This window comes from Amycolatopsis coloradensis, assembly GCF_037997115.1.
Classification (GTDB): Bacteria; Actinomycetota; Actinomycetes; order Mycobacteriales; family Pseudonocardiaceae; genus Amycolatopsis; species Amycolatopsis coloradensis_A.
On record NZ_CP150484.1, the window covers coordinates 6,310,026 to 6,322,810 of the forward strand.

16 protein-coding genes are annotated in these 12,785 nt (G+C 67.1%); 10 read left to right on the forward strand and 6 right to left on the reverse strand.

Annotation, left to right across the window (positions count from 1 at the left end; translation table 11 throughout):
- Positions 1-50: 50 nt before the first annotated feature.
- From LCL61_RS29475 to LCL61_RS29495, 5 genes are all read left to right on the forward strand, one after another.
- A complete protein-coding gene (locus LCL61_RS29475) occupies positions 51-653 on the forward strand; it encodes a DUF305 domain-containing protein (protein WP_340682773.1) in 603 nt (200 codons plus the stop codon).
- 200 nt (positions 654-853) lie between these two features.
- Positions 854-1,255, forward strand: a complete 402-nt coding sequence (locus LCL61_RS29480) for a hypothetical protein (protein ID WP_340682774.1) — start codon at positions 854-856, stop codon at positions 1,253-1,255.
- 194 nt (positions 1,256-1,449) lie between these two features.
- On the forward strand, positions 1,450-2,472 hold the full coding sequence (locus tag LCL61_RS29485) for a C40 family peptidase (RefSeq protein WP_340682775.1): 1,023 nt from the start codon (positions 1,450-1,452) through the stop codon (positions 2,470-2,472).
- Positions 2,473-2,509: 37 nt separating this feature from the next.
- A complete protein-coding gene (locus tag LCL61_RS29490; protein WP_340682776.1) occupies positions 2,510-2,872 on the forward strand; it encodes a BlaI/MecI/CopY family transcriptional regulator in 363 nt (120 codons plus the stop codon).
- The gene (locus tag LCL61_RS29495; protein WP_340682777.1) at positions 2,869-3,804 is read left to right on the forward strand and encodes a M56 family metallopeptidase; all 936 of its coding nucleotides are present in this window, start codon (positions 2,869-2,871) and stop codon (positions 3,802-3,804) included. The genes LCL61_RS29490 and LCL61_RS29495 overlap by 4 nt, the downstream gene beginning before the upstream one ends.
- Here the strand turns inward: LCL61_RS29495 and LCL61_RS29500 are convergent.
- Together LCL61_RS29500 and LCL61_RS29505 are read right to left on the reverse strand one after the other, a co-directional pair.
- The gene (locus LCL61_RS29500) at positions 3,785-4,078 is read right to left on the reverse strand and encodes an STAS domain-containing protein (RefSeq protein WP_340682778.1); all 294 of its coding nucleotides are present in this window, start codon (positions 4,076-4,078) and stop codon (positions 3,785-3,787) included. The genes LCL61_RS29495 and LCL61_RS29500 overlap by 20 nt on opposite strands.
- 181 nt (positions 4,079-4,259) lie before the next feature.
- The gene (locus LCL61_RS29505; RefSeq protein WP_340682779.1) at positions 4,260-5,696 is read right to left on the reverse strand and encodes an MFS transporter; all 1,437 of its coding nucleotides are present in this window, start codon (positions 5,694-5,696) and stop codon (positions 4,260-4,262) included.
- 300 nt (positions 5,697-5,996) lie between these two features.
- Here LCL61_RS29505 and LCL61_RS29510 point away from each other — a divergent pair, with 300 nt between their 5' ends.
- The 4 genes from LCL61_RS29510 (at position 5,997) to LCL61_RS42705 (ending at position 8,378) form a co-directional block, all read left to right on the forward strand.
- The gene (locus LCL61_RS29510; RefSeq protein ID WP_340682780.1) at positions 5,997-6,554 is read left to right on the forward strand and encodes a carboxymuconolactone decarboxylase family protein; all 558 of its coding nucleotides are present in this window, start codon (positions 5,997-5,999) and stop codon (positions 6,552-6,554) included.
- The gene (locus tag LCL61_RS29515; protein WP_425341943.1) at positions 6,544-7,080 is read left to right on the forward strand and encodes a DUF4396 domain-containing protein; all 537 of its coding nucleotides are present in this window, start codon (positions 6,544-6,546) and stop codon (positions 7,078-7,080) included. The genes LCL61_RS29510 and LCL61_RS29515 overlap by 11 nt, the downstream gene beginning before the upstream one ends.
- Before the next feature lie 10 nt (positions 7,081-7,090).
- The gene (locus LCL61_RS29520; RefSeq protein WP_340682781.1) at positions 7,091-7,888 is read left to right on the forward strand and encodes an alpha/beta hydrolase; all 798 of its coding nucleotides are present in this window, start codon (positions 7,091-7,093) and stop codon (positions 7,886-7,888) included.
- Between the two features lie 406 nt (positions 7,889-8,294).
- The gene (locus LCL61_RS42705; RefSeq protein ID WP_425342068.1) at positions 8,295-8,378 is read left to right on the forward strand and encodes a four-helix bundle copper-binding protein; all 84 of its coding nucleotides are present in this window, start codon (positions 8,295-8,297) and stop codon (positions 8,376-8,378) included.
- 80 nt (positions 8,379-8,458) lie between these two features.
- Here the strand turns inward: LCL61_RS42705 and LCL61_RS29530 are convergent, their stop codons facing one another.
- The 4 genes from LCL61_RS29530 to LCL61_RS29545 are packed head-to-tail and all read right to left on the reverse strand — an operon-like array spanning position 8,459 to position 12,272.
- A complete protein-coding gene (locus LCL61_RS29530) occupies positions 8,459-10,714 on the reverse strand; it encodes a heavy metal translocating P-type ATPase (RefSeq protein ID WP_340682783.1) in 2,256 nt (751 codons plus the stop codon).
- Between the two features lie 26 nt (positions 10,715-10,740).
- Positions 10,741-11,703, reverse strand: a complete 963-nt coding sequence (locus tag LCL61_RS29535) for a hypothetical protein (RefSeq protein ID WP_340682784.1) — start codon at positions 11,701-11,703, stop codon at positions 10,741-10,743.
- Between the two features lie 49 nt (positions 11,704-11,752).
- Positions 11,753-11,959 (reverse strand): heavy metal-associated domain-containing protein, encoded by a 207-nt coding sequence (locus LCL61_RS29540; protein WP_340682785.1) that lies wholly within the window; start codon positions 11,957-11,959, stop codon positions 11,753-11,755.
- Between the two features lie 31 nt (positions 11,960-11,990).
- Positions 11,991-12,272 carry a metal-sensitive transcriptional regulator gene (locus tag LCL61_RS29545; protein ID WP_340682786.1) on the reverse strand — a complete coding sequence of 94 codons (282 nt, stop codon included), beginning with the start codon at positions 12,270-12,272 and terminating at the stop codon, positions 11,991-11,993.
- Positions 12,273-12,456: 184 nt separating this feature from the next.
- Between LCL61_RS29545 and LCL61_RS29550 the strand changes: the two genes are divergently transcribed.
- Positions 12,457-12,738 carry a metal-sensitive transcriptional regulator gene (locus LCL61_RS29550; RefSeq protein WP_340682787.1) on the forward strand — a complete coding sequence of 94 codons (282 nt, stop codon included), beginning with the start codon at positions 12,457-12,459 and terminating at the stop codon, positions 12,736-12,738.
- The last annotated feature ends 47 nt before the right edge of the window (positions 12,739-12,785 follow it).

The following is a 12,785-nucleotide window of genomic DNA, read 5'->3' on the forward strand; positions in this document are numbered from 1 at the left end:
TCCTCGTCGATCACACTCATTTCAGCAAGACAAACAAGGATGTATTCACCATGCGCAAATCACTGATCGTCAGCGGTGTCGCCATCGCCGTCGCGCTTGTTCTCGCGGGCTGCAGCGGCGACGACGCCGGAGTGTCCGGCATGGACCACAACAACTCGTCGGCGGCTCCGTCGCCGGGACGGCAGGCCGGCCAGAACGCGGATGACATCACCTTCGCCCAGCAGATGATCGAACACCACAGCCAGGCACTGGACATGTCAAAGATGGTGCCGTCGCGCAGCACGAACCCTCAGGTCAGCGACCTGGCGAGCCGCATCGAAAAGGCTCAGGACCCAGAAATCCAGCAGATGAAGGCGTGGCTGACCGCCTGGGGCGCGGGCCCCGCGGCGAGCTCCGGCATGCCCATGGACCACGGACCGATGTCCGGCATGATGACCGAGGCCGAAATGAAGGAACTCGAGCAGGCCAAGGGGGCCGACTTCGACAAGATGTGGCTCGGCATGATGATCCGGCACCACCAGGGCGCGGTCGACATGGCGAAGACCGAACTCGCCAAGGGTTCCAACGCCGACGCCAAGGCCCTCGCTCAGAAGATCATCGACGCACAAGAGGCCGAGATCCGCGAGATGCAGGGGCTGCTCCCGCAGGGCTGACCCACTGCCGCCGGGTCTCGACGGGATCCCTCGCCAGTGGTTACTATTACGCCTAGTACTACTTGCTGTGGTTCTCTTCCGACTCGGACGACAGGTGATCGATGTCGCGTCATGCGCTCCGGATCGTTACGCCGACCCGAAGCCACCTCGTGCGGCTCCTGCACTCATGGACACAGGAACCTCGCGTCCTGCACATCGGCGTGGCAGACGAGGACATGAAGGCATCTCTCGCGGATGCGGGGTTTCTGTTGACCGTCGCGACCAATGTGGACGATCTCGATATCACCTTGCCCGCCGGAACCTACTTCGGCTCGATCCTGCTGTGCCCGGAAGCGTTGACCAGCAGGGAAAGACTGCGCTCTCAGATTCACTTGCTGCGCATGGCCGCCGAACATGTCACACCGGACGGCATCGTTCTCGTGGAAGCGCGTCCCGCGACGTCGCCCGGACGAACCGAACCACGGCACGGCGCGCACATCCACATCGCCGATGAGCTCGATCTGATCGCCGAGATGGCCGGACTACGTCGCGTACACCGTTCTCAGCTCGTCGAAGACTCCCGCGAAGAGACCTTGGTGAGCCTGTACCGGCGCAAGCGGTAGTGACCATCACATTCTGACTTCTCGCTACTCTATGCCATCTACCTAGTACTAAGTGAAATAGTGGACAAGTGCGGCTCATCACCTTACGGTGACCCGCGGGCCTTCGGGGCGGTCCGCGACCAGCTCGGCAAAGCACGACAGGAGATCCAGCACCCGTGACACCGCACCGACGCCGTACGGCTTCACTGCGCGTCTTGACCGCCGCCGTTGTTCTCCCGCTCGGATTGAGCACGATCCCCGCGAGTGCGCAGCCGGCGCCGCCACCCGCCGAGGCGCAGGATCCGATGTCTCGCTACCAGCGCCTCGGCGCCGACGCCGCCAAAGCCGAAGAAGACTTCTCCGCCGCGCAGGACGACCTGGCCGCGCGGAAAGCCACGAGCGCCAGGGCCGACTCCGATCTCGCAGCCGCCAACAAGGCGTTGGCGGACGCGGAGGGCTCCATCACGAAATTCCGGGGCGAGGTCGACAAACTCGTCGCCGCGAATTTCCAGGGAGCGTCTTCGGTCAATCAGCTCGCGGCGTTGCTCGACAGCAACAGCCGGACGGAGTTCCTGCAGAAATCCGCGGCCATCTCCCTCCTGTCCGGACAGAAAGCGGACGCGCTCGCCGGACTGAGGACTGTGCTCGATCAGGCCGCCAAAGGCCGGGCACAGGCAGCAGAAGCCCAGAAGCGTGCGAGCGAGGCGACAGCGGCCGCGCAGTGGGCGGTGGACCAGGTCACCAACCGGAAGAACGACCTCGACCGGCAGATCAAACAGGTTCGTCAAGCGCTCGGGGCGCTTCCGGCGCAAGACAAGGCCAAACTGGGCAAGGTGCAGGACAGTGGCTCTTATCTCGGCCCGCCCGGAGCGGCGAACGACGCACTGCAAGCCGCACTGTCCAAACGGGGCTCGCAATACGAATGGGGTGCCACCGGCCCAGCCGAGTTCGACTGCTCCGGCTTGACTTCCTGGGCCTACCGCCAGGCGGGTGTCAACATCCCCCGCACCAGCCGTCAGCAGTACACGGCCGGAAAGCCGGTCTCCCTCGACCAATTGCAGCCTGGCGACCTGCTGTTCTATGACGACGGAACCGGCAATCCCGGTGCTATCCATCACGTCGGCATGTTCGTGGGCAGCGGGAAAATGGTCGACGCGCCGACCGAAGGACAGCTCGTCGACGTCCGGTCCATGAGGGGTGATGGGCACCTGATGGGCGCGAGGCGCATCGTCGGCTGACGGGGGCAGGACGGTATCCTTGCTGCCAGGAGGTGTCATGCGTCGGTTGGGCGAGCTTGAAGCCACGGTGATGGACGTGCTGTGGCGCGGTTCGGAACCCATGCTGGTCCGCGAGGTGCTCGAGGAGATCGCCAAGGAGCGGGACCTGGCGTACACCACGGTCATGACCGTGCTGGACAACCTGTACCGCAAGGAATGGGTCGTCCGCGAAATGGAAGGCCGCGCGTACCGCTACCGAGCGATCACCTCGCGTGAGGAAGCCACTGCCCAGGCCCTTCGTGACGTGCTCGACTCGGCGAGCGACCCGGAATCGGTGCTGCTGCACTTCGCGCAGTCGGTTTCCGAGGAAGAGTCGGACATCCTGCGCCGCGCCTTACGCCGAAAGCAGCGAAAGCGGTGATCCCCGCCGCCGCGCTTCTCCTCGGCGTCCTGATCGTCGGCTGGTGTTCCCCACCGGTCCTGGCGAGGTTCGGGACGCCGCAGGGCAGCCCGGCGGCGGCGATCACCTGGTGGCTCATGACCGCGACCGGCCTGCTGGTGGGCACGGTCGGCGGCGTACTCCTTCTCGCACTGCCCGGCCATGGTCCCGCGGATCAGATCACCCGCTTGATAGATGCCTGTCTGTCCACGATCAGTCACGACGGGATACCGTCCCTCGACCTGGTGGTCGGCGGTACGGCCGGTGTCCTCCTGACGTTCGCGCTCATCCGGCTGCTCTTGTCGTCGATCAGACGTCGACAGCGCCGCAACCAGCTGCACGAGCGGCATCTCGACGCATTGCGGCTGACCGGCTCCCGGCCATCGGATCGCGTCCGGACCTTGTGGCTGCCGCACGAGCACCCGATCGCCTACAGCCTGGGCGGCCGCCGCGCCATGATCGTCGCGAGTGACGGGTTGCGCTCCCAGCTCACCCCTGCCGAACTGCAGGCGGTGTTCGCCCACGAGAAGGCTCACGTCCGCAGCCGTCACCATCTGCTCACCGGTTGTGCCGATGTATTGGGCAAGACGCTGCGTTTCGTCCCGCTCATGCGCGAACTGCCGAAAGCGATCAGCCTGTTCGTCGAATTGGCCGCCGATCGGACGGCGGCCGCGGAATGTGGAGCCGGCCCGGTGCGGTCAGCGCTGCTCACCATCGGAGCCACCGGCGGTCCGAGGAAAGCGCTCGCGATGTCGGGCGATGACACCTCTATCCGGATCAGCCGGCTCGAGGACCGTCAACAGCTGCCCGTGCGGTCCGGCATGACCAGCGTCGTCGGCGGTGTCGCCTGCTTGACTGCCCCTGCCGTCATTGCCGTCGCCCTCCTGGGGGCGTTCAGCCTGGCCTTCTGCTGACAGTCCGCTCAGTGATCGGCAACAGGTCCGATAGCCCAGTACGCAGCAGCAACCGGTCGATCGTCGCAGAGGGCAGGAACTGAAGGACGATGCTGTCGGCGACACAGCGATTGTTGAGACCGATCAGAGTCGACAGGCCGGTGGAATCACAGAAGTCCACCCCGTTCAGATCGACGACCATGCTGCTCGGCACCGGGTCGAGTGCCTGGCTTAGTTCCGCTTTGAGGGACCCAGTCGTCACGAGATCGAGGTCGCCGGACACGGTGATGATCACGTGACTTGGACCTGCGCTGGTGGTCACCACCGACAGCGGCTCCGCCCTGTCACCACCGTCTGCGCCTGACACTGTCGTTCCCTTTCCTTAGGTCGCCTCGAAAATATCTCAAGGCCAGGTGAAACGCCGTGTGGAGGGCGGACCTGGCACGGTCTCGCCCTCCACACGGGGATACAGCCGGTCATCGCAGCACCGCCGGTTCACCTCCGCCGACCTCGCTGGTCTCGGGCTTCGGGGTGCGCAGGGTGGCCATGGCCAGGAAGCCACCGGCGACCGCGATGCCCGCGGCCCCGAGGAACGCCGCCGAGTAGCCGCCGGTCAGCGCGACCGGCTCCCCGATCCGCCCCGCACCGAACGACACGCCGACCGCGGTCATCGCGGCGAGACCGAGCGCCGAGCCGATCTGGTACGAGGTGTTCACGATCCCCGACGCCAGTCCGCCTTCCTCCGGCTTCGCACTGGAGATCGCGGTGCCCAGCGACGGGATGAACGCCAGCGCCTGACCGAGAGCCGCGACCAGCGAAGCGGGCAGGACGTCGACCACGAAATTGCCCGTCGGGCTGACGAACGACAGCCACACCAGCCCCGCGGCGAGCGCCCACAGACCACCGATGATCATCTTCTTCGGCCCGAAGCGGCCGATCAGCCGTGGCGCGACCGCGACCATCAGCACGACGATCAGCACGGTCATCGGCAGCAGCGCGGCACCGCTGGCGAAGGCCCCGTAACCCAGGACCTGCTGCAGGTACAGGTTCAGGAAGTACCACATCGGGATCCACGCCGCGCCGAGCAGGAACTGCGCGAGGTTCGCGCCGCCGAGATTCGGCGTCCGGAAGATCCCCAGCCGTACCAACGGAACCTCCCGCCTGCGCTGGACGAGCACGAACACCGCGAGCAGCGCGACGCCACCCACCAGCGCACCCCACGTGCCCGCCGAGTCCCAGCCCGCCTCCGGCGCCCGGACGACGCCGAACACGGTCAACCCGAGACCCGCGGTCGCCGCGATCGCACCGGCGATGTCGACCGAACCACGCCGGGCGGGCGCGGACGGCATCAGCTTGCCCGTCGCCACGATCGCGACCAGCGAAATCGGGACGTAGAGCCAGAAAATCCACGGCCAGGACAGCCACTCGGTGATCACGCCACCGAGGAACACCCCCGCGGTACCACCGGCGGGCGCGGCCGCACCGTAGAGCGCGAGCGCCTTGGTCAGCTCACGAGGACGCGCGCCGAACAGCATCATCAGCAGCGTCAACGCGGACGGCGCGATCAACGCCGCACCCGCACCCTGCAATACCCGGCCGACCAGTTCCACCCACGCGGTACCCGCGACCGCCGCGACCACCGAACCACCGAGGGTGACCACCCAGCCCACGGTGAACATCCTCCGCGCGCCGAACAGATCCGACAGACGTCCGCCGAGCAGCAGCAACCCGGCGAGCGCGATGACATAGGCATTGAACACCCACGACAGGTCCCCCGGAGAGAACCCGAGGTCCTGCTGCATAGCGGGTAGGGCGACGCCGATGATCGAGGTGTCCATGATGACCATGAACTGGGCCAACGCGATGAGTCCCAGCGCCCACCACCGCCGCGGGTCCGGGGATGTCTCCGCCATGACTACCGTCCTTTCGAGACTTGGTTACCCCTAGGGGGTATTGAGGACCTCAACGTAGACCGGTTCACGGCGCCGCACAAGTACCCTTAGGGGGTATTAGTGTCACGATCGTCACAGGTGCCGCTTTCATGACAAAACCCGTTGCACGACAAAGAGTCGTCACGTAGAACACCGAAGACTTCAAGCAGAAGATCGCCAGGGCGAGCTGTACTCTTGGCCAACCCCGAACCATCAGCGCTAGACAGATACCCCCTACGGGTATAATGTTCCCGTGGCCGACCGACAGTATGAGGAGGAGCCGTGCAGCGTCTTCAGTCGCTGGACCCGAGCGACGCGTCAGCCAAGTCCGCCGAGCTGCTCGGCGAAATCGTCGAACGGCGTGGCTCGGTAGGTCCGATGGTGTCCGCGATGGCACACTCCCCCGCGCTCCTTCAGGGGTACCTCGACTTCTCGCGGGCCATGAAGCGGGTCAAGCTTCCCCGGGCACTCGGCGAAAAGATCTCGCTCGCCCTGCAGGAGTGGATCGGTTGCGCGCTGTGCTTGCAGGCGCACACACGGGCCGCGCGGGCCGCCGGACTCAGCGACAACGACATCGCACTGGCCCGGCAGGGCACCTCCACTGACCGGCGCGAAGCCGCGCTGATCGCGTATGCCGTGCAAGTCCTAGCCGAACCGTCTTCGCTCGGCGATGAAGACATCGCCGAGTTGCGAGAGCACGGCTGGAGCGATCAGATCATCGCCGACACGGTGGGACTGGTGTCGCTCAACCTGCTGACCGGTTCGTTCAATCTCGTCGCAGGACTCGAACCCACACCTGCCGAGCAGTCCACAAAGGAGAAACACGACCATGTCGGTTGAGCACGACCACTCGCACCACGAACAGCAGCACCACGGCGACCACGGGGGCCATGCGGGCAACGGGGGCCACGAACACCACCAACCGGGGAAGGTCTCCTGGGGCATGGCGGCGTCGGCCACCCTGCACTGCCTCACCGGCTGCGCCATCGGTGAGGTGCTCGGCATGGTGATCGGCACCGCGCTGGGCTGGGGCAACGTCGCCACCATCGTGCTCGCCGTCGCGCTGGCGTTCGTCTTCGGCTACGCGCTGACCATGCGCGGCGTGCTGCGTGCGGGTGTCGGCTTCAAGCAGGCCCTCAAGGTCGCCCTCGCCGCGGACACCGTCTCGATCCTCGTCATGGAGATCATCGACAACGGGGTGATGCTCGTCGTCCCCGGCGCGATGGAGGCCGGACTCGCCAGCTGGCTGTTCTGGGGCGCGCTCGCCTTCGCGCTGCTCGTCGCCTTCCTGCTCACGACACCGGTGAACAAATGGCTCATCGGCCGCGGTTCCGGACACGCGGTGGTGCACGCCTACCACCACTAAGGTGTCCACAATGGAGATCACGTATCACGGCGGCGACGGCTGGCCGCTCTACGCGGTCTCCCTCGGTTCTGGGCCACCCCTTGTGCTTCTGCACGGGGGTGGCCCTGATCATCACAGCCTCATCCCGCTGGCCGAGCGGCTGGCGGACCGGCACACGATCATCCTCCCTGACGTGCGCGGCTACGGCCGATCGGTCTGCACCGACCCGGCCCGGCACACCTGGACTCAGTACTCCGACGATGTCGCCGCGCTACTCGATCACCTCGGTTTCCAGCGCGCCGTCGTCGGTGGAACCGGCCTCGGGGCCACCATCGCCCAGCGCACCTGCCTCGAACATCCCGGCCGCGTCCGCGCCGCCATCCTGATCAGCGTCGAAGACATCGAAGACGACGAAGCGAAGCAAGCCGAGATCGCGTTCATGGACGCCTTCGCCGAACGTGTCCGGACCGACGGCATCGAAGCGGCCTGGACACCGGTCCTGCCCGAGCTCGCTCCCGTCATCGGCGCGCTGGTGCGTGACGCCATCCCGCGCTCCGACCCCGCGAGCATCGCCGCCGCGGCCGCCATCGGCCACGACCGCTCGTTCCGCTCCGTCGACGAGCTCGCCGCGATCACGACCCCCACCTTGGTCTTCCCGGGTATGGACCAGCGGCATCCGACCGCGCTGGCCGAGAACGCCGCCCGCGTCCTGCCCAACGGCCGTCTCGCGCCCGTTTCCCTGTCGGACACGCTGCGCACCGCCGAAGACCTCGCCGACGCGTTCGCTCCCACGATTCGCCGGTTCCTTGCCGAGCACCACCTCTACTAGGTGACATAGTGGCTCATCGGTTTATACCCGCCATTTCGGGTACCCCAAGGCTGCTACGTGCTTCGCGAGGAAAGGAATCGTCATGACGCAGGCAGCCGAGATGCTCCGCACCTACCCGGCGGATTTGGGCGGGGTGAATCGTGAGGCGCTGACGAGGTGCATAGAAGCGTGCTTCGAGTGCGCCCAAACCTGCACGGCGTGCGCGGACGCATGCCTCAGCGAAAAGAGCGTCGCCGAGTTGGTCAAGTGCGTGCGCACCAATCTCGATTGCGCGGACATCTGCGCGACCACAGGACGGGTCTTGTCCCGGCGCACGGGCTACGACCCGAACCTGACACGGGCAATCCTCGAGGGGTGTGCCGCCGCATGCAAGGCGTGCGGTGACGAGTGCCAGGGACACGCGAGCATGCACGAACACTGCCGCGTATGCGCCGAAGCGTGCCGTCGCTGCGAACAGGCCTGCCGTGAACTGAGCAGCACTCGGAGCTGATCCCGCTCGTGGCCGAGGTCGGCAAAAGGCGCTCGCGCGGCACCGAAAGTGCCGCACGAGCGCCCCGTGTCGAACGAGGGTCAGCTCGCCGTGCTGCGGAACCCCTTGAGCCGCAAGCTGTTCGTGACCACGAAGACCGAGCTGAACGCCATCGCGGCGCCGGCGATCATCGGATTGAGCAGCCCCGCCGCGGCCAGTGGCAGCGCCGCGACGTTGTAGGCGAAGGCCCAGAACAGGTTGCCCTTGATGGTGCGCAGCGTCCGCCGCGAGAGCCGGATCGCGTCCACCGCCGCCCGCAGGTCACCGCGGACGAGGGTGAGATCCGAGGCCTCGATGGCGACGTCGGTGCCGGTGCCCATGGCCAGACCGAGGTCGGCCTGTGCCAGCGCGGCCGCGTCGTTGACGCCGTCACCCACCATCGCGACCACCTTGCCCTCGCCCTGCAGCCGCTTGACCACATCGACCTTGTCCTTGGGCAGGACCTCCGCGATCACCTCGGTGATCCCGACCTCCGCGGCCACCGCGCGGGCCACGGCCTCGTTGTCCCCGGTCAGCAGGACCGGGGTCAGCCCGAGCGCACGCAGCTGCGTGATCGCCTCGGCGGAAGTCGGCTTCACCGTGTCGGCGACGACGAGGACCGCGCGGGCCTTCCCGTCCCAGCCGACCACGACCGCCGTCCGGCCGAGTTCCTCTTCGCCGGCCTTGGCCTTGACGAGTTCCTCCGGCAGGTGGTGCGACCAGTCCTCCAGCAACGCGCTGCGGCCTGCCAGTACCGCCTTGCCGTCGACGATCCCTTGCACACCAAGGCCTTCGACGTTCGTGAAGTCCTCGACAGCGGGGAGCTCGCCGACCCGGTCCCGCGCGCCGGCCACGATGGCTTGCGCGATCGGGTGCTCGGAAGCGTTCTCCAGCGCACCCGCGAGCCGCAACGCCTCGTCGGTGTCGACCCCCTCGGCGGTGTGGACCTCGACCAGCGCCATCCGGCCAGTGGTGACGGTGCCGGTCTTGTCCAGCACGATCGTGCCGACCGACCGGGTCGACTCCAGCACTTCCGGTCCCTTGATCAAGATGCCGAGCTGCGCACCACGGCCGGTGCCGACCAGCAACGCGGTCGGCGTCGCGAGACCGAGCGCGCACGGGCAGGCGATGATGAGGACGGCGACCGCCGCGGTGAACGCCGCCGAGGCCGTCCCGCCCGCGCCCAGCCAGAACATCAAGGTGCCGATGGCGAGCGCGATCACGATCGGCACGAACACGCCCGACACGCGGTCGGCCAGCCGCTGGACCTGCGCCTTGCCGGTCTGCGCGTCTTCGACGAGCTTCGCCATCTGGGCCAGCTGCGTGTCCGCGCCGACCCGCGTCGCACGGACGACGAGCCGTCCGCCCGCGTTGACAGTCGCGCCGACCACGGCGTCGCCGGGCCCGACCTCGACGGGGACGCTCTCGCCGGTCAGCATGCTCGCGTCCACCGCGGAACTGCCTTCGGTGATCACGCCGTCGGTGGCGATCTTCTCCCCCGGCCGCACGACGAACAGATCGCCGACGGCCAGCCGGTCGACCGGGATTCGCTCTTCCTTGCCGTTCCGGAGAACGGCGACGTCCTTCGCGCCCAGCTCCAGCAACGCCCGCAGCGCGGCACCGGCCCGGCGCTTGGAACGCGCCTCGAAGTACCGACCGGCGAGGATGAACGTCGTCACCCCGGCCGCGACCTCGAGATAGATGTTGCCGTCACCGGCCATCCGCTCCACGGTCAACTCGAAGGCGTGCGTCATCCCCGGCGTTCCCGCGCTGCCGAACAGCAACGCGTACAGCGACCACAGGAACGCGGCGAGGGTGCCCAACGAGATCAGCGTGTCCATGGTGGCGGCGCCGTGGCGCAGATTCGCCCACGCCGCCTTGTGGAACGGCCACGCCGCCCACACCAGCACCGGCGCGGCCAGCGTCAGCGAGATCCACTGCCAGTAGGTGAACTGGAACGCGGGCACCATCGCCAGCAGGATCACCGGCACCGACAGCACCGTGGAACCGATCAGCCGCTGCCGCAACGGGGCGATCGGGTCGGCCTCCTCGGCGGGCCCATCCGGCTGCTCCTGCTTCGGTGGAGCGGGCAGGGCTGCCGCGTAACCGGCCGCCTCCACCTGCTCGATCAGCCGCTGGGGTTCGATGTCGCCGCTGTAGGTGACCTTCGCCTTCTCCGTGGCGTAATTGACCGTGGCGGTGACGCCGTCCAGCTTGTTCAGCTTCTTCTCGATGCGCATCGCGCACGACGCGCAGGTCATCCCGGTGATCGCGAGTTCGACCTCGGCCGTGGTGGCCTGGTCCAGATCGGAAGTCATCGTGGTCACTCCTTTCCGGCTCGCGGTCAGCCGTGTCCGCCGTGTCCGTCATCGGCCGCCGGGGGTGGGGTCTGGTTCTGGGTGGCCGAAGGCGCAGGTGTTCCCGTGGTGGCGACGGTGAATTCCGCGGTGCGGACCTTGCCCTGGTGCTGGAAGTCCAGGAACAGCCGGTACGTCCCCGCCGAGGGGACTTCGGCGAAGAAGGTCACCGTGGGGCCCGGCTTCGTGCGGCCGTCTCCGGGCTCGCCGTCCGGGTGGACGTGCAGGTAGGCGAGGTCGCCGCCGCGCAGCGCCACCAGGTGTCCGTAGGCACCCAGATACGGCTGGAGATCGGTCACGTCGCGGCCGTCCTTGGTCACCGTCAAGGTCACCTTCGCCGACTTGCCGGGCGTCAGCTCGCCGTCCAGGCGGACCTGGTAGCCGTCGACGTTCGCGACGCGCGACGGCTGGTACTCGGCGGGGTTGAACTCCCCCGCCGCGGCGACGTCGACACCCAAGGTCGTGGCGCTTCCGCCGGTCGGCTTGAAGTCCGCGAAGACGCGGTAACTGCCTGCCTCGGGCAGGGCCAGCGGGACACTCCACACGCCGTCGGGCGCGAGTTCGGGATGCACGTGCTGAAAACCGGCCGTGTCACGACGGACGACGATGAGGTGCATCCGCTTTTCGTGTTCGACGTCGTAAGCGGTGACCGGCCGGCCGTCAGGGCCGAGGATCTTGAAGGAGAAGGGTTGGGTCGTGCCCGTGGCGAGCGTCGTGGTGGTGGGCGTGAGGGTGTAGCCGCCCCTGGACGACGCGAGCCCGCCGGGCTCGTCGGTCGGCGCCGCCTCCGCGACGGTGCCGCTGTGAGCGTCCCCATGCCCGGTGTCCTCGCCACCGGGCAGGCCGGCGGCGCCGGCGAAAGGACCGACAGCGGTGCCTGCGACCCAGGCGCCACCGGCGACCAGGGCAAGCGCCACACCGTAGGCGGAGAGCTTCGCAACTGTGTTCATCTCGAGTCCCTTGTGCGGGCAGTGCCCGCGATCAGGAGCGAACCGCGAATCAGGCGGTCAGCTCGTATCCGGCTTCTTCGACGGCCGCACGCACATCCGCGACCTCGGGTTCCTGGGAGCTGGTCACGGTCACCGCACCGGTGGGCAGATCCACCCGGACGTCGGTGACGCCCGCGATCTTGCCGACCTCTTCGCTGACGGACCGGACGCAGTGGTCGCAGGTCATGCCGGTGACGGTGTAGGTGGTCTCGCTCATCGTGGTTCTCCTCCGGATTCGTCGCGTGGTTTCAGGAACGGACCAGGCGAGCGATCACGTCGCTCGCCTCTTTGATCTTCTCGTCGGCTTCGGTGCCGCCCTTGGCGATGGCGTCGGACACGCAGTGCTTGAGGTGTTCGTCCATCAGCCCCAGCGACACCGACTGCAGCGCCTTCGTGGCCGCGGACACCTGCGTCAGGATGTCGATGCAGTACTTGTCCTCTTCGACCATCCTCTGCAGACCCCGGATCTGACCCTCGATCCGTCGCAGCCGGGTCACGTATTCCTCTTTGCCTTGCGTGTATCCGTGCATCTCTCGACCTCCTGAAACCGACTCTACATACCCTAGGGGGGTAGGGCAATACATATACCCCCGTGACGTATGCCACGCCGCCTTCGGCCACGTCCGCCCGCGAAGCCTCGAAACCCGCCTGCAGGCGCAGCTTCCGACCGGGCATGATTGAGACGTACGCGGAATCCCGATTCGAGGAGTGAGCGTGGTCGATCACGACGACGACAAGGCGAGCCAGCTCAAACGCCTACGACGCGTCGAGGGGCAGATCCGGGGTCTGCAGAAGATGATCGAAGAGGACAAGTACTGCATCGACGTCCTCACCCAGGTCTCCGCGGCCACCCGCGCCTTACAGTCGTTCTCCCTCGAACTCCTCGAGCGACACATGGCAGGCTGCGTCATGGAAGCCGCCGCGAAAGGCGGCGCGGAGGCGGACAGGAAGATCCGAGAAGCCTCCGAAGCGATCGCACGCTTGGTGCGCTCCTGACGCCTGCAACACGACGAGCGGGCGGGTGACCTTCACGTCAGATCGGA